Origin of the sequence: Herbidospora yilanensis, from assembly GCF_001570565.1 — a bacterium.
In the GTDB taxonomy this organism is placed as follows: Bacteria; Actinomycetota; Actinomycetes; order Streptosporangiales; family Streptosporangiaceae; genus Herbidospora; species Herbidospora yilanensis.
Map to the genome: position 1 here is coordinate 203,397 of NZ_BBXE01000013.1, position 16,802 is coordinate 220,198.

A 16,802-nucleotide genomic window follows, 5' to 3' on the forward strand; every position below is an offset into this window, starting at 1 on the left:
GGATCTCCTTACGCGGGCTGACCGGGGGCGACGGAACCGGCGGGGCCGTCGGGCTCGATGTCCTCGGGCACCCATTCGCCCGTGCCCCACTCCCCCGCCGGCACGGAGACACTCGGCATGTCGACCGGCTCGATCTGTGCGTGGATGTCCATCAGCGCGACGATCGCCGCGTCGGAGACCGGTTTCGCCGGGGCGGAGAGGACATCGCCGGGCTGCTCGGCGGCCAGCCGCCGGGGATCGGATTGGTCTGGACCATTCCCCGAGGTCCCCTGCGCCGGACCGGCGCCGTCACCGGCCCCGCCTCCCGCGGGACCGCCCTCCGAACCGGAACCCATGGACGGGGTGTCCTGGGCGCCGATCTGGTCGTCGAACCCGAGCAAAGCGCGAAGTGCCTGGTCGGAGACGGGTTCGGCCGGAGCCCACAGGACGTCGCCGGGCTGTTCGGCGGCCGGCCTCCTCGGGTCGACGTCGCCACCGGCGTGGCTCGCCGACGTGGTCTGGGCGGCGGCCGGGCCTGACGCGGAATGGTCTGAACCATTTCCAGCAGGGCCGTGACCGGGCCCGCCGACCGCGCCGTCACCGGTCACGGACGGCATCTCCTGCGGCCCGATCTGGGAGTCGATGTTCAGCAGCGCGCCGAGGGCTTGGTCGGAGATCGGGTTGGCGGGGGCGGACAGGACGTCACCGGGCTGCTCGGCGGCGAGCTTCTTGGGGTCGATCTCGGGCTGACCGGTGGGTGCGGCCGGGCCTGCGGACCCGGCATGACCGGTGGAGCCGGGCTGGTCGGCGGGGCCGGTCTGGCCTGCGGAGCCGGTGTGCCCTGTGGAACCGGGCTGGCCTGCGGATCCAGCGTGACCCGTGGAGGGTTGATCAGCGGGCCCGGTCTGGCCCGCCGCGCCGTAGTGGCCGTCGGCCGACAGGCCCGCCGGGCCGTAGTGGGCCATGGTCGGACCGGTCGTGAATCCTGCCTGCCCAGTGGTCGAACCATTCGCCGCCGGATTGTTACCGCCCTGCGGACCGCACTGACCGTCCTTTCCGCCCTGCGGGCCGGACGCATCGCCATCGGCGGGCGTGTCGCCGGTCTGCTGGGAGCCGCCGTCGTTCCCGCCCTGCGGGCCGGACACGGCACCGCTGTGCGAATTGCCGGAGTCGCCCCCGGGAGGCGTCTGCTGGGAGCCGCCGTCGTTCGCCGCGGACGGGTTGCCACCCGCGCCCGACGCCGACCCGCTTCCGTCGGTGACCGAAGGCATGCCCTGCGGGCCGATCTGCGAGTCGTTGCCGATGAGCGTGCCGAGCGCCTGGTCGGAGATCGGGTTGGCCGGGGCGGACAGCACGTCGCCGGGCTGGGCGGCGGCCAGGGCCTTCGGGTCGACGGCGTCACCGCTCACCAGCGTCGTGTCGGCCGGCAATTGGGGGGCGGAGGACAGGAACGGGTCTTCCGTGACGTTGTCGGCGGCGGTGCCCACATACGCGCCGTTGGGATCACCCGGTGCCAGTCCCGGCTGGGGCGGCGGCTGGGTAACGGGGTTGCCCTTGAGGAAGGGGTCTTCGGTCACGTTGTCGGCGGCCGTGCCCACATACGCGCCCATCGGGTCACCCGGGGCCAGACCCGGCTGCGGCGCGGGCGGCGTCACGGGGTTGCCCTTGAGATAAGGGTCTTCGGTCACGTTGTCGGCCGCCGTGCCCACATACGCGCCCATCGGGTCACCGGGGGCCAGGCCCTGCTGGGGGGCGGGCTGGGCGGCGGTGGGGTTGTTCTTGAGGAAGGGGTCTTCGGTCACGTTGTCGGCCGCCGTGCCCACATAGGGGCCCATGGGGTCGCCCGGGTCGAGGCCGGGCTGGGGGACGGGGTGTTTGACCGTGGGCTCCAGCGGTTCGACGTAGCCCGGCCTGCCGTCGGGCTGAGGGCCGCCGGAGGGCTGCGTACCGGCGGGTTGGGCGGCGTCGTCGATCGGGCGGACCACTTCGAGGTCCTGGTTGAGCGGGTAGGAGACCACCTTCGTCCCGTCGACGTTGAGCACGACCCGGCCCTGCGTCTGGTCGATGTCGTCGGGATGGTCTTTCTTCGGCGTGTCGATCGGCTCCTCCTTCGGAGGAGGCGTCTCGCCCTTCGGAGGCGGGGTCTCGCCCTCGCTCTTCTTGGGCGGCGGGTTACCGTCGTCACTCCTGCCGGGAGCGGCCGTCTCGGTGTCGCCCTTCTTCGGAGGTGCGGTCTCCGTGTCGCCCTTCTTCGGGGGCGTGGTCTCGGTGTCGCCCTTCTTCGGGGGTTCCGTCTCGCCCGTCGGCTTCTTCGGCGGTTCTGCGTCGCCGGACGGCTGCTTGGGCGGTTCGGTCTCCCCCGCCGGCTTCTTCGGCGGTTCGGAGTCGCCCGTGGCCGGCTTGGGGACGGGGTTGGCGTCGCCGGACGTCGTCGGGTTGGGCCGGGTGCCCGGTTCGCGTTCCCGCTTCTCCAGGAGGGCCAGGCGGGCGGTGACGTCCTTGTCCATTTCGGCGATGGCGTCGGCCACCGCCGACGGGCGGTAGGTCACCGCGGCGGGCACGCCCGCGTTGCGGACCGTGGTGGTCGCCTTGGCCTCGATGGTCTCCATCTCCTTGGCCGCGCGTCGCAGCTCGGCCAGGAGATCGCGGACCAGTTTGGGGTCCATCCCATCGATCTTGGGCATGCGCCAGCCTCCCGGGGTCGAAAACCTCGACTCACGCTAGGCCGCCACGCCCCCGGTGACCCGGTGCGATAGCCAGACGGTATGGATCTACTCCTCGGTCGCGAGGTAGCCCACGACACCCCGGAGCTTGTCGACCGGAACGCCGCCCTTGCGCAGCACCCGGGGCACCGAGGTGGTCAGGTCGAGGATGGTCGACGGGGTGTTGTCGTTGCACGGCCCGGCGTCGAGGTAGACGGCCACCGACTGTCCGAGCTGCTCCTCCGCCTCGGCCGCCGTGGTGGCCGGCGGGTTGCCCGAGCGGTTGGCGCTGGAGACGGCCATCGGGCCGGTCTCCTTGAGCAGGTCGAGGGCCACCTGGTGGAGCGGCATGCGGAGGGCCACGGTGCCCTTGGTCTCGCCGAGGTCCCACTTGAGCGAGCGGTTGGCCTTGAAGACGAGGGTCAGCGGGCCCGGCCAGAAGGCGTCGATGAGGTCCTGGCCGTGGGTGCCGAGCGACTCGACGAGCGCCCCGGCGGCCCGGACGGTGCCGACGAGGACGGGAACCGGCATGTCGGGGCCGCGGCCCTTCGCCGTCAGCAGGGCCCGGACGGCCGAGGGGGTGAAGGCGTCGGCGCCGATGCCGTAGACGGTGTCGGTCGGGAGGACGATCAGGTCGCCGGCTCTGATGACCGACGCGGCGTCGATGAGGCCCGACTCGCGCTCGCCGGGGTTGGAACAGAGGTATCGGCGGGTCATGTGATCTCCCTTGTCACTCCAGGCCGAACTTGGCCGTCACGAAGCGGTCGCGGCCGGTCAGATCCTGACGCAGGCGGGCGTCGCGCCAGCCGTTGCTCTCAGGGAACAGCCAGTAGACCGCGTTGCCCTGCTCGTCGGCGTGCTCCACCGCGACCAGGCCGCCGGGCCGCAGGAGGCGCCGGGCCGTGGCTTCGACCGCCCGGACCTCTCCCAGGCCGTCGTCGCCCGAGCCGTAGAGGGCACGGCGAGGATCGTAGTCGCGCACCTCGGGGTCGCGGGGCACCGCCCCCGGCGGGATGTAGGGCGGGTTGCTGATGACCAGGTCGACCTGGCCTTCGAGCTCGGGCAGGCAGTCGGTCAGGTCCTCCGGGTGGAGGGTGGTCCGGCCCTGGCCGTGTTCGAGGATGTTGCGCTTGGCCCAGCGGTAGGCCGCCGGGTCGATCTCCACGGCGTGCACCTGCGCGAGCGCGACCTCCTGGGCGATCGACAACGCGATCGCGCCAGATCCGGTGCCGAGGTCGACCACGATCGGCGAGGCGACGTCCATCTCGTTGAGGCGGTCGATGGCCCAGCCGACCACGACCTCGGTCTCCGGCCGGGGGATGAACACCCCGGGGCCGACCTCAAGTGACAGGTAGCGGAAGAAGGCGCGGCCGGTGATGTGCTGCAGCGGCTCGCGCGACTCCCTCCTGGAGACGCCCTCCCAGAAGAGGGCGTCGAACTCGGAGTCCTTCACCGTGTGGAGGGTGCCGCGGGTCACGCCGTGGACGAACGCGGCGATCTCCTCGGCGTCGGCGCGCGGCGACGGGACACCTGCCTCGGCGAGCCGGGCGGTGGCCAGCGCTATCTCGTCCAGGAGGAAGGTCATGGGCTCAGGTGGCGGCGGCGGCGAGCTTCTCCGCGAGCTCGGCGTCGAGCAGGGCCTGGATCACCGCGTCGAGGTCGCCGTCGAGCACCTGGTCGAGGTTGTAGGCCTTGAACCCGACCCGGTGGTCGGAGATGCGGTTCTCCGGGTAGTTGTAGGTGCGCACCCGCTCGGACCGGTCCACCGTGCGGACCTGCGACTTGCGCTCGGCCATCGCGGCGGCGTTGGCCTCTTCCTCGGCGATGGCCTGCAGCCGGGCCCTGAGGATGCGCATCGCCGACTCCTTGTTCTGGAGCTGGCTCTTCTCGTTCTGGCACGACACCACGACGCCCGTCGGGATGTGGGTGATGCGCACCGCCGAGTCGGTCGTGTTGACGCTCTGGCCACCGGGACCGCTGGAGCGGTAGACGTCGATCCGCAGGTCGTTGGGGTCGATCTGTACGTCGACCTCTTCGGCCTCGGGGTAGACGAGCACCCCGGCGGCCGAGGTGTGGATGCGCCCCTGCGACTCGGTCGCCGGCACCCGCTGCACCCGGTGGACGCCGCCCTCGAACTTGAGCCGCCCCCAGGCGCCTTCGCGGCCCTTGATGGCGACCGTGACGTCTTTGTAGCCGCCCAGGTCGGAGTGTTGCGCGTCGATGATCTCGGTCTTGTAGCCGACGCGTTCCGCGTAGCGCAGGTACATGCGGAGCAGGTCGCCGGCGAACAACATGGACTCCTGGCCGCCTTCGCCGGCCTTGATCTCCATGATGATGTCTTTGTCGTCGTTGGGGTCGCGGGGCACCAGCAGGTGGCGCAGCCGCTCCTCCAGCGCGGGGACGCGGGCCTCCAGCTCGGCCGCCTCCTCGGCGAACGAGGGGTCTTCGCCGGCGAGTTCGCGGGCCGCCTTGATGTCGTCGCGCACCTGGCCGAGCTCGCGGTAGGTGCCGACGATCGGCGTGAGCTGGGCGTAACGCTTCCCGAACTGCCTGGCCTTCGCCTGGTCGGCGTGCACGGCCGGGTCAGCGAGCTTCAGTTCGAGATCTGCGTATTCGCTGATGAGCTCGTCGAGGTTCACCGCGCGTCCCCTCCTGCTGGTCGAATCGAGTAGGCCCTATTCACCACGAACGCCGACCCGGGCGCGCCCCCTGCGAGGAGGACGGTTCCGAGCCGGCGTCTGGGAAGGAGCTACTTGCCCGCGGCCTTCTTGCCGAACCGGGCCTCGAAGCGCGCCACGCGGCCGCCCGTGTCGAGGATCTTCTGCTTGCCCGTGTAGAAGGGGTGGCACGCCGAGCAGACGTCGGCGTGGATCGCGCCGTTCTTGGCGGTGCTGCGCGTGGTGAACGTGTTACCGCACGAACACGTCACATTGGTGACGACGTAGGTGGGGTGGATGTCGGGCTTCATACCTGTTTCCTCTCCGGGGCGCGGTCGCCGGATCGCCTCTGTCAACCTGGAGACCAGGGGGGCGGGAACCGGAACCGCAACGGTTCGGCTACCAGTGTGCCAGATCGGAGAACCCTCCCAGGCCATCACGCATTCCCGGGGCCGTCGCTGAACGATGCCTGGGAAGTCCGTGAGAAGGTCACCGCGCGTGTGGACTGGTCACAGGGGCCCCACTAGGCTCGCCCTGCTCAAACCCGAGCTTTTCCCTCAAAATTACCTTAGTTAGGGGATTCGATGAGGAAAGGCCTGCGACTGCTCATTGCAGGCGCCAGCGGGGTGGCACTCTTCGCCAGCGGTGTGGCCATCGCCGCCTCCCCCGCTTCAGCCGAGCCCGTCGGGGTGACGAACAGTGTCGTCAACGACACGTTCATCCCGCCGGTCTCCCAGGACACCATGTCGTTCTCGTTCGATCTGGCAGACGCCTATCACGGGAAAGCCCCCGACAACTCCTGGTACCCCAAGTACAAGATCTGGGCCCGCGTCACCCCGGACTACAACCCCGGCAACGGCGTGACGGTGAACTGGCGCGCCGCCACGGTCACGCAGTTGGCGAAGGTGACCACCGACCCCGGTAGCGGCGCGAAGAGGATCACCGGCAGCTTCACCGTCCAGAACAACGACAAGCCGGGGGACCGGTGGAGGCTGCAGATCTCGCCGGAACTCCTTCCGGCCGCCGGGACTCCGTCGCCCACCGCGACGGCCGCGCCGGACACCTGGCAGGACGTGAAGACCTTCGCGGTCACGGCGGCCACGCGGGTCTCCAACGTCGGCATCGACCCGAACCCCGTCGTGCTCAAGGGCGCGACCGACGTCGGCTTCAGCGCGACGATCGAGAAGTTCGGCGGCGAGACGCTCAAGCAGGTCCGCGCGCTGCACCCGTCGAGCGGCGAGTACTACTCGCTCGGCACCTCGCTCGAGGGTGACGACAAGAGCTACTACAACTTCGTGACCATGGGCACCGACGCTCCGGCCGGTGACTGGCAGATCAAGTTCACGATCACGCGCGGCACGAAGACCTACGCCTTCACCAAGGGCTTCAAGGTCAGCAAGACCTCCGCCCCGGCGTCGAAGGCCAAGTCGAAGATCACGATGTCCATCTCGCCGACGAAGGTGAAGAAGGGCAAGTACATCAAGGTCTACGGCAAGGTCTACCGCGGCGTTAAGTCGTGGGGCCCGTGGAAGAAGAAGATCCTCAAGCTGTACTTCAAGAAGAAGGGCACCAAGAGCTGGAAGTTCGTCGGCTACGTCGGTGCCAACAACTCCGGCAAGTACAGCAAGACGGTCAAGCCGAAGTACGACGGCTGGTACCGGATGGCGGCGACCTCGACTTCGGCCACGAAGTCGTCGTACTCGCCGTACAAGCTCGTAGACGTTCGCTGATCCTGTACGGCTCGCGCCATCAACCCCTGGCGCAAGCCGTATAGGCCACGAATGGGCCCACGTGTGCACACGTGGGCCCATGTCACGTTATTCTCACAAGCTCTATTTTCTCCCAATACTCACTCATGTAAGGGGCCTTACATGCGCAAGAGCCTGCGGCTCATGGTTGCGGCCGCCACGGGGGCGGTGCTCTTCGCCACCGGCGGGATCGTCGCCGCCTCACCCGCCTTCGCCGCTGACGGATCGGTCGACGCGGCCGGCATCGGTCTCACCGACCTGTTCATCCCGCCGTCGGGTAGCGACAAGATCCCCTTCAAGGTGAAGGTGAACAACCCCTACGCGAAGGGCGCCGACAAGCCGGGCAAGGTACACGTTCAGTTCCTCAGGACTGACGAGACCGACGCCAGCGCCCACGCCGGCACCGCCGCCGACATCCCCGTCGTCAGCGCGACGCCCGCTCCGGCCACCAGCCTTGAGGTCGCCGCCTCCATCCCGGTCTCGTCGACCGACAAGCCGGGCAAGTGGAAGTACCGCCTGGCCTACACCGAGAACGGCGTCACCACCGCGCCGAGCTATCTGGCCTGGAACGAGATCACCATCGCCACGGCGACCCGGGTGACCTCGGCGAACGTCGACCCCGACCCGGTCGTGCTGAAGAAGAACGAAGAAGTCGACGTCTTCACCAACTTCAAGCTCGAGAAGTACGGCGACGAGAAGGTCACCAACGTCCGCTACGAGCACTCCTCGGGCGACTACTACACGCTGCCCACCGGCCTTGAGGCCGACGACAGCTACCACGGTTCGGCCTCCTTCGACTACCAGTCCCCGGCGGGATCCTGGCAGCTCAAGGTCACCGTCACGCGTGGCTCGAAGACCTACAGCTTCGTCAAGGGCTTCTCGGTCAAGGGCGCCTCGGCGGCGGCCAAGGCCAAGTCGAAGATCACGATCGCCGTCTCGCCCGCGAAGGTGAAGAAGGGCAAGACGGTCAAGATCTACGGCAAGGTCTACCGCGGCACCAGCAAGTGGGGCGCGTGGTCCAAGAAGATCCTCAAGCTCTACTTCAAGAAGAAGGGCACCAAGACCTGGAAGTTCGTCGGCTACGTGGGCGCCAACTCGACGGGCAAGTACAGCAAGACCGTCAAGCCCAAGTACGACGGCTACTGGCGTCTCCAGGCGACCAGCACCAGCGCGACCAACTCGTCGCTGTCGCCGTACAAGCTGGTCGACGTCCGCTGACGTTCTCCGGCTGAACCAAGGCTTCCACGAAAGGGGCGTCCCGGAAGGGGCGCCCCTTTCCAGTGCCTCCCCTCACGTTCACGCCTGTCCCTATTGCCGCTTCGCGCCAAACTTGTCCGCCGTTTCTGGGCGCACCACGCGCGACCGGGCGGCGCCGGATGCGGCGAGAAGACCGGCGGCGGGCGGTGCCGGGGTGGGCGGAGCCGTAACGGAGAAGAAGATGTTCAGGGCCGGTGGCCGAGATAGGCCAGGACCGCGAGAACGCGCCGGTGGTCGTCGGGCGCGGGATCGAGGGCGAGCTTCAGGAAGATGCTGGAGATGTGTTTCTCCACCGCCCCCTCCGACACCACCAGCCGGCTGGCGATGGCGCTGTTCGAGCGGCCTTCGGCCATGAGCGCCAGGACCTCGGTCTCGCGGCCGGTCAGGCGTTCGTGCGGGAGCCGGCGGCGGCCCAGGAGTTGCACGACCACGTCAGGATCGATCACCGCGCCGCCGGAGGCGACCCTCCGGACCGCGTCGAGGAACTCGGCCACTTCGGCCACCCGCTCCTTCAACAGGTAGCCGACGGCCTGGGCGCCGGCTCCCAGCAGGTCGGTGGCGTAGCGCTCCTCCACGTACTGCGACAACACCAGGATCGGGAAGCCCGGCCGCCTGGACCTGATCTCCAGGGCGGCGCGCAGGCCCTCGTCGGTGTGGGAGGGGGGCATGCGCACGTCGACGACGGCGAGGTCGGGGTCGTGTACGTCGACCGCCTCCACCAGCGAGGGGCCGTCGCCCACCGCGGCGACGGTCTCGATCCCGCCGTCGGCCAGCAGCCGGGACAGGCCCTCGCGCAGCAGCACCGAGTCTTCCGCGATCACCACACGCATGCGGTCACCATACGCAGGGCAAGTCGGCCCTGATGAGGGTGGGACCGCCGGGCGGGCTGTCGACGGTGAGCACGCCGTCGATGGTGGCCGCCCGGTCGGCCAGGCCGTTGAGGCCTCCACCCGGGCGGACCACGGCTCCCCCGACGCCGTTGTCGGCGATCTCGACGACGACCCGGTCGGCCGCTCTGCTCACTTTGACGCTCGCCTCGGTGGCTTCGGAGTATCTGGCCATGTTGGTGAGGGCTTCGGCCACGACGAAGTAGGCGATGCTCTCGACGGCCGCCGGGGGACGGTCGGTGATCTCGACGGTCACCTCGACCCGCACGGGGGCGCGGGCGGCCAGGGACGACAGGGCGGCGTCGAGGCCCCTGTCGGTGAGGATCGCCGGGTAGATGCCCCTGGCCAGGTCTCTGAGCTCGGCTATCGCCGCCTTCGCGCCCGCCGCGGCGCTCGCGACCAGGATCTTGGCCTGGTGGGGGTCGTCGTCGAACTTCGCCTGGGCGCGGCCCAGGTCGAGGGCGACCGACAGGAGGCGCTGCTGCGCGCCGTCGTGGAGGTCGCGTTCGATGCGGCGGCGTTCGGCCTCGGCGGCGTTCACGCCTCTGGCCCGGCTGGCCCTCAGATCCTCGTTGCGGGCCAGGAGCAGCTTGCGGTCATCGGTGCCCAAGAGCGCCCTCGCCACCCAGCCGTGGGCCAGTGCGGCGCCCCTGAGGGCGTACAGGGACGCGACCAGGGAGACCACGCCGACCAGCATGACCAGCACGGCCTCCGGGACGGTCGAGACCTCGGCGAACCAGGCCGTCATGGTGCGGTCGGTCAGCACGATCGGCAACGGGAGGGCCAGGAGCTCCAGGCCCAGCGACCACAGGCCGAAGACGACGAAGAACTCCAGCAGGCCCAGGGGGCAGAGCAGCAGGACGTAACCGAGGTCCTTCCACGTGGCCAGGTCGACGAAGAGCCACCTGAGGTGGGCGTAGAGACCGCCGTCGGGGCGGGGCAGGTAGGGATCGGGGATGTGCACGCCGAGCGTCCAGCGCACGAACCGGCGCTCCGCGAAGGCGACGGCCCGCCACAGCAGGATCAGCACCGCCAGCATGGGCAGACCGACCCAGATCAGGACCAGGATCAGCGAGAGCGGCAACGCCAGCCCCAGGCCGACGAAACAGGCGGTGCCGAGGGCGGGGGCGACGATGAAGTAGGGCGCCGCCTTCCACGTGACCGGGTCGACCGCGATGCCCAGAGGCCCCCACGGGCCGAAGGGGACCCTGTCCCGCAACCTTCGCTCCATGGGTTCGAGGATGCCAAAGGGCAGGCTGCCGGGGGTATGGAGCGACCGGGGTGGGGGTAACCCCCCGATTTGCCCCTTGATGTCAGAGATGGCCGCAGCGGATCCGTTCGGTCCTGACTTCGACGAATACTGCTGATCGGGGTATGTGTCGGCCGTCGCGGTGCGGGCCCTGCGCGGCCGGTCGGCGCCGGTTACGGCGGGATTCGGCGGCGGCGGGCGGGGCAGGGTGGGCGAGAGCCGTGACGGAGGCAAGAAAAAGACCCCGGACGGCGCCCGGGGTCTTTCGCCCGGCGATCGCGGAGATCGCCGTGAGAGCTCTAGATCAGGTTCTAGTCGCGGTCGTTGCTGACGGTGGTCTTCTGGACCTGCATCAGGAACTCGACGTTGCTCTTGGTCTCCTTCATCTTCTCCAGGAGGAGCTCCAGGGCCTGCTGCATGTCGAGCGCGTGGAGCACGCGGCGCAGCTTCCAGATGACCTGGAGTTCGTCCTTGCCCATGAGGATCTCTTCCTTGCGGGTGCCGGACGCGTCGACGTCGACCGCGGGGAAGATGCGCTTGTCGGCCAGGGAGCGGTTGAGCTTGAGCTCCATGTTGCCGGTGCCCTTGAACTCCTCGAAGATGACCTCGTCCATCTTCGAGCCGGTCTCGACCAGGGCCGTCGCGAGGATCGTCAGCGAGCCGCCGTTCTCGATGTTGCGGGCGGCGCCGAAGAAGCGCTTGGGCGGGTAGAGGGCCGTGGAGTCGACACCACCCGACAGGATGCGGCCCGACGCGGGGGCGGCCAGGTTGTAGGCGCGGCCCAGGCGGGTGATCGAGTCGAGCAGGACGACCACGTCGTGGCCCAGCTCCACGAGGCGCTTGGCGCGCTCGATGGCCAGCTCGGCGACGGTGGTGTGGTCTTCGGCCGGGCGGTCGAAGGTCGAGTGGATGACCTCGCCCTTGACCGACCGCTGCATGTCGGTGACCTCTTCCGGACGCTCGTCGACGAGGACGACCATCAGGTGGCACTCGGGGTTGTTGCGGGTGATCGCGTTGGCGATGGCCTGGAGGACCATCGTCTTGCCGGCCTTCGGCGGCGACACGATCAGGCCGCGCTGGCCCTTGCCGATCGGGCTGACCAGGTCGATGATCCGCGTGGTCATGATGTTGGGCTCGGTCTCCAGCCGCAGGCGCTCCTGCGGGTAGAGGGGGGTGAGCTTGTTGAAGTCGGGGCGCTGGCGGGCCTGGTCGGGCTCCATGCCGTTGACGGTGTCGAGGCGGACCAGCGCGTTGAACTTCTCGCGGCGCTCGCCGTCGCGCGGCTGGCGGACGGCGCCGGTGATGACGTCGCCCTTGCGCAGGCCGTTGCGGCGGATCTGGGCCAGCGAGACGTAGACGTCGTTGGCGCCGGGCAGGTAGCCGCTGGTGCGGACGAACGCGTAGTTGTCGAGGATGTCGAGGATGCCGGCGATCGGGATCAGGACGTCGTCGTCGCTGACCACGGGCTCGCTGGCGTCGCCGAAACGGTCGCGGCCGCGGCGGTTGCGCTCGCGGAAGCGGCCACGACGGCCGCGCGGGTCGTCGTCCTGCGGGCCGCCCTGGCCCGGACCGCCCTGGTTCTGGCCCTGGCCGTCCTGGCGGGTGTCCTGCTGGCGGTCCTGGCGGGTGTCCTGGCGGGTGTCCTGGCGGTCGTTGCGGCCCCCACGGTCGCCACGCTCGTTGCGGTCGCCGCGCTCCTGGCGGTCGCCGCGCTCGCCGCGGTCCTGACGGTCGCCGCGGTCCTGGCGGTCGCTTCGGTCGCCGCGGTCGGGGCGCTCACGGCGCTCGCCGCGCTCCCCGCGGCCACGACGCTCGCGGCGGTCGCCGCGCTGCTCACGGCCTTCGGACGGGGCCTCGGACTGCTCCACGACGGTCGGGGTCGTCTGCACCGTAGGCTCGAGGGATGCCGGCGGGGCCGATTCGACACGCTCTGCGGGAGCCTCGGCCGGGGCCTCGGCGGGCGCCGCGGCGGCGGCGCGGGAGGAACGTTCCCGGCGGGTTCTGGTGGGCCGCTCAGCCGGGGCGGCCTCCGCCTTGGGCTCGCTCTTGGGCTCGGGCTTGCTCTCCGCGGCGGGCTGCGCCGCCGCCCCCTGCTTCTCCTGGATGGCCGCGATGAGCTGGCTCTTCCGCATCCGGCCGGTGCCGCTGATGCCGAGACCGGAGGCCATCGCCTGCAGTTCGGGGAGCACCATGGCCGACAGGCCGGTGCCGGAGCGGCGACGGCGCGCGGTCGTGGGGGCGTCGCCGACGGGTGCGTCGGCGAGGAGTTCGGTGGTGTCGCTCAACTAAGGGTCCTTCCCAGGGGTCGGGCGCCGGTCTGTCTGATTCCGCCGTCCCGGTTATGCGACCCGGCGGGACAGACCGGGTCGGGCTTCGTGGATCTCGTGCGGTCGAGCCGGGTGCCGAGAATCACGAGCGGCAGGCTTCCAGGGGAGACCCCCTGGGATGCCACGACCGACCAGATGTCGAGGTGGCTCGAACGCGCATGTCTCCGAACGCGCCGCCCCCTGCCGCGTCGGCGGAGGGAGGAGGTGAGTTCAGGGAAATCGCCACGGCGGCTTCGGCTGTGCGAGGAACCGCGATGTACGAATGACAAGCACGCACCCAACACGGGGGCACCTGGTGCGGCTATCAGCCTAACATCACCGGCGCACACAGCTATTCCCTGAAGGTCGAAGAGGCATCAGCGTGTCTCGGGAAACTGAACGGTCGCACCGGAAGGGTCGACGTTCAGTGGCTGGATTTGCCAGTCGATACCCACTTCGGGCTCGATCAAATCCTGCGTATCCGGCGTGGAAAACGCAAGAACCGTGGGGCCCGCCCCCGAAACGACCGCGGGGACCCCTTTCGACCGCAGACGTTCTACCAGATCGGCGGTCTGCGGCATGGCGGGCGCGCGGTATCTCTGGTGGAGACGATCTTCGGTGGCCGCCAGCAGCACCGAGGTGTCCGGCTGCGCGGTCAGCGCGGCGACGAGCAGCGCGGCCCGGCCCGCGTTGGCGGCGGCGTCGGAATGCGGGACCTTCTCCGGGAGCAGCCCACGCGCCTCTTCTGTGGACAACCGGAACGGGGGTATCAGGACCACCGGCCGGATGTCGGCGTGAGGGGTGAGTCTGCGCACCCCGGAGTCCCAGGAGATGGTCAGCCCGCCGCGCAGGCAGGGCGCGACGTTGTCGGGGTGGCCCTCGATGGCGGTGGCCAGCGCGAGGGTCTTGTCGTCGTCGAAGACGGCGCCCGACAGGCGTTCGGCCAGCGCGCGGGCGGCCAGGACGCCGGCCACGATCGCGGCCGACGACGAGCCCAGGCCGCGCGCGTGGGGGATCCGGTTGACGCAGGTCAGCCGGATCCCTTCGGGCTGCGCGACGCCGATCTCGTCGAAGGTGCGGCGCATCGTCCGCACGATCAGATGCCCTTCGCCGGTGTCGACCTCGCCGGCGCCCGCCCCTTCGACCTCGACGACCGTCTGGTGACCGCCGATCGAGGCCGTCACCTCGTCGTGAAGGTCGAGGGCCAGGCCGAGGGTGTCGAATCCGGGGCCGAGGTTGGCGCTGGTCGCCGGTGTGCGCACCAGAACGGTCAAAGGGTGCTCCCGCAAATGAATCAGGCGAGTTCGAGTGCGGCCGCCGCCGCGTAGGCGTCGATCGGGATGGTGACCGGGGCCGGGGCGCCGGAGATGGCCCAGTCGGGGTCTTTCAGTCCGTTGCCGGTGACCGTGCAGACCACCCGCTGGCCCGGCTGGAGCAGGCCCTGCTCGTGGGCCTGGAGCAGGCCGGCCACGCTGGCGGCCGAGGCGAGCTCGACGAACACGCCCTCGCCCTGGGCCAGCAGCTTGTAGGCGGCGGCGATCTGGCGGTCGGTGACCGCCTGGATCACGCCGCCCGACTCGTCGCGGGCCGCCTCGGCGAGCTTCCACGACGCCGGGTTGCCGATGCGGATGGCGGTGGCGATGGTGTGGGGGTGGGTGACCGGCGCGCCGTTGACGATCGGCGCAGAACCGCTGGCCTGGAAGCCGAACATCTTCGGCGGCTTCGCGGCGTATTCCTGGTAGCCCATCCAGTAGGCGGAGATGTTGCCCGCGTTGCCGACCGGGATGCAGTGGACGTCGGGCGCGGCGCCCAGGGCGTCGACGATCTCGAAGGCGGCCGTCTTCTGGCCCTGGAGGCGGTGCGGGTTCACCGAGTTGACCAGCGCGATCGGATAGTTCTCGGCGAGCTTCTTGGTCATTTCGAGACAGTCGTCGAACGACCCCTCGACCTGGAGCAGCTTCGCGCCGTGGACGAGCGCCTGGGCCAGCTTGCCCATCGCGATCTTGCCGCGCGGCACGAGCACGGCGCAGGTCAGCCCGGCGCGCACGGCGTAGGCCGCCGCCGAGGCCGAGGTGTTGCCGGTGGAGGCGCAGATGACCGCCTGGGCGCCCTCTTCGACGGCCTTGCTGATGGCCACGGTCATGCCGCGGTCTTTGAAGCTGCCCGTCGGATTGAGGCCCTCGACCTTGAGGAACACGTCGCAGCCGACCAGCGCGGAGACCTTCGGCGCCGGAACCAGCGGGGTGCCACCTTCGAGAAGGGTGACCACGGGCGTCGTCGCGCTCACGGGAAGCCGGTCGCGGTATTCCTCGATGAGTCCACGCCAAACCCTGGACATGCGGATCCTCCATGTCACCTGCGTTATCGGGCACCGAGTCTACGGGCAAACGTTCGAGATCCGGGATTCGGCGTCCGCCAGGTGGGACGACCCGCCGAATGCGGGGTAGCAAGCCCTATTTGTCCGCCTATTACGCTCTCAGGAATCTGCCAGGGAGGCTGACTATTGTCGATCACCGTTCCGCAGAAGACCGGCGATCGCGTGAAGGAGAAGGCATCGTGACGGGCACCGCCGCCCGGCCCCGGATCCGCCACAACGACTATTCGCCGCTGTCGCCGCCGGAGGCCGGTCACTGGGCGCCGCACCTCCCGGTCAGCGTGGTCATCCCCGCCCACGGCAACCAGCCGCTCGTCGACCTCACCCTGGCCGCCCTGTCGGCGCAGACCTATCCCGCCCATCTGACCGAGGTCGTCGTGGTCGACGACGGGAGCCTGCCGCCGCTGCGGCTGCCGAAGATCCGGCCGGAGAACACCCGGGTCATCCGCTCGGGGCCCGGCGGCTGGGGGCCCGCCTTCGCGCTGAACGCCGGGATCGCCGTCACCGAGGGCACGGTCGTGCAGCGGCTCGACGCCGACATGGTCGTCTACCGCGACCACCTCGAACGGCTGCTGCGCTGGCACCACCTGACCGACTATCTGGTCACGATCGGCGCCAAGGTCTTCGTCGAACCTCCCCCGCTCACCCCCGAGCAGGTCGCCGAGGCGGTGGCCGCCGACCGGCTGGACGAGCTGATCGACCTGTCGAAGGCCACGCCGAGCAGCACCGAGCGCACCATCCTGCGGCTCGACGGCATGAAGAAGAGCCGCAACCCCTACCACGTCGTCACCGGCCCGACCCTGTCGCTGCACCGCGCCCTGCTGGAGTCGGTCGGCGGGCTCGACGCCGAGGTGCACCGGGGCGAGGACACCGAGTTCGCCTACCGGCTGGCCCAGGGCGGCGCGGTGTTCGTGCCCGACCTGTCGGCGAAGGCCGTCCACATGGGGGTGCCGGCCCAGAAGCGCAACCGGGCGGCCACCGTGAAGGCCGTGGAGCCCTACCACGCGCAGCGCATCCCGCTCCGCCGCGACCTGCGCAAACAGCGTGGGCGTACGTGGCACACGCCGTACGTGGAAGTGGTGTTCGACGTGTCGAAGGCGAGCGAGCGGGAGGTCCGCGACGCGGTCGAGTCGGCGCTGACCGGCTCGATCGCCGACGTGCGGGTGCTGCTCACCGCCCCCTGGTCGTCGGTCAGGGCGGGGCGCGGCGAGGCCATGGCGGGCCAGGAGTTCGAGTTGCGCCTGATCAGCGAGAGCATGCGCGGCGATCCACGCGTCCACCTGGCCGACCGGGCCCCGGCGACGGCCTTCCCCGTCCCGTTCCGCTACCGGGGATCGGTGCACGCGCCGCTCGCCGCCGAGACCCTTGAGCGCATGACACGCACGATGACAGACGGGCGGCTCGGCGTGCTGGTGACCGAGTCGCCGGCCGGGACCGAGGCGGTCATGGAACGCACCGAAGCGGTTTCCCGCGCCCTGTTGCTGGCCGGGCCTGGGGAAACCCCACACGATGTCATCCGCCAGACACACGGGGTCAGGCGGGCCGCCCCCGCGCTCTTCTGGCCGGGCCCCGATCCCGGCTCCGACATGCCTCAGGAGAAGCGCCGAGGGCTAGGGTTGTTTCGCCGTTTGACGTCATGACAT

The 16,802-nt window shown here is 69.9% G+C and carries 13 protein-coding genes; 3 read left to right on the top strand and 10 right to left on the bottom strand.

Going from position 1 to position 16,802, the window contains the following annotated elements; translation table 11 throughout:
* Positions 1-8: 8 nt before the first annotated feature.
* The 5 genes from AW273_RS01090 to rpmE all read right to left on the bottom strand — a co-directional run bounded on the left by AW273_RS01090 (position 9) and on the right by rpmE (position 5,649).
* Positions 9-2,663, bottom strand: a complete 2,655-nt coding sequence (locus AW273_RS01090) for a hypothetical protein (protein WP_062344278.1) — start codon at positions 2,661-2,663, stop codon at positions 9-11.
* A gap of 87 nt (positions 2,664-2,750) precedes the next feature.
* A complete protein-coding gene (locus AW273_RS01095) occupies positions 2,751-3,398 on the bottom strand; it encodes an L-threonylcarbamoyladenylate synthase (protein ID WP_062344280.1) in 648 nt (215 codons plus the stop codon).
* A gap of 13 nt (positions 3,399-3,411) precedes the next feature.
* Positions 3,412-4,266: a peptide chain release factor N(5)-glutamine methyltransferase gene (prmC, locus tag AW273_RS01100; RefSeq protein ID WP_062344283.1), complete on the bottom strand. Its 855-nt coding sequence runs from the start codon at positions 4,264-4,266 to the stop codon at positions 3,412-3,414.
* Between the two features lie 4 nt (positions 4,267-4,270).
* Complete coding sequence (gene prfA, locus AW273_RS01105; protein ID WP_030451007.1) at positions 4,271-5,320, bottom strand: peptide chain release factor 1; 1,050 nt, start codon at positions 5,318-5,320, stop codon at positions 4,271-4,273.
* 110 nt (positions 5,321-5,430) lie between these two features.
* The gene (gene rpmE, locus AW273_RS01110; RefSeq protein WP_062344285.1) at positions 5,431-5,649 is read right to left on the bottom strand and encodes a 50S ribosomal protein L31; all 219 of its coding nucleotides are present in this window, start codon (positions 5,647-5,649) and stop codon (positions 5,431-5,433) included.
* Between the two features lie 273 nt (positions 5,650-5,922).
* Between rpmE and AW273_RS01115 the strand changes: the two genes are divergently transcribed.
* A complete protein-coding gene (locus AW273_RS01115) occupies positions 5,923-7,068 on the top strand; it encodes a hypothetical protein (protein WP_157555505.1) in 1,146 nt (381 codons plus the stop codon).
* Positions 7,069-7,209: 141 nt separating this feature from the next.
* On the top strand, positions 7,210-8,304 hold the full coding sequence (locus AW273_RS01120; RefSeq protein WP_062344289.1) for a hypothetical protein: 1,095 nt from the start codon (positions 7,210-7,212) through the stop codon (positions 8,302-8,304).
* A gap of 224 nt (positions 8,305-8,528) precedes the next feature.
* On the opposite strand, the gene AW273_RS01125 is transcribed toward AW273_RS01120, so the two are convergent.
* The 5 genes from AW273_RS01125 to thrC form a co-directional block, all read right to left on the bottom strand.
* Positions 8,529-9,173 carry a response regulator transcription factor gene (locus AW273_RS01125; RefSeq protein WP_062344291.1) on the bottom strand — a complete coding sequence of 215 codons (645 nt, stop codon included), beginning with the start codon at positions 9,171-9,173 and terminating at the stop codon, positions 8,529-8,531.
* 4 nt (positions 9,174-9,177) lie between these two features.
* Positions 9,178-10,461 (bottom strand): sensor histidine kinase, encoded by a 1,284-nt coding sequence (locus tag AW273_RS01130; RefSeq protein ID WP_062344293.1) that lies wholly within the window; start codon positions 10,459-10,461, stop codon positions 9,178-9,180.
* A 329-nt stretch (positions 10,462-10,790) separates the two neighbouring features.
* Positions 10,791-12,764, bottom strand: a complete 1,974-nt coding sequence (rho, locus tag AW273_RS01135; protein WP_062344295.1) for a transcription termination factor Rho — start codon at positions 12,762-12,764, stop codon at positions 10,791-10,793.
* 398 nt (positions 12,765-13,162) lie between these two features.
* On the bottom strand, positions 13,163-14,059 hold the full coding sequence (thrB, locus tag AW273_RS01140; protein WP_157555506.1) for a homoserine kinase: 897 nt from the start codon (positions 14,057-14,059) through the stop codon (positions 13,163-13,165).
* Between the two features lie 20 nt (positions 14,060-14,079).
* Entirely contained in the window at positions 14,080-15,123 is a 1,044-nt protein-coding gene (gene thrC, locus AW273_RS01145; protein ID WP_062344297.1) for a threonine synthase, read from the bottom strand.
* 218 nt (positions 15,124-15,341) lie between these two features.
* Here thrC and AW273_RS01150 point away from each other — a divergent pair, with 218 nt between their 5' ends.
* Entirely contained in the window at positions 15,342-16,799 is a 1,458-nt protein-coding gene (locus AW273_RS01150) for a glycosyltransferase family 2 protein (RefSeq protein ID WP_062344299.1), read from the top strand.
* Positions 16,800-16,802 lie beyond the last annotated feature (3 nt).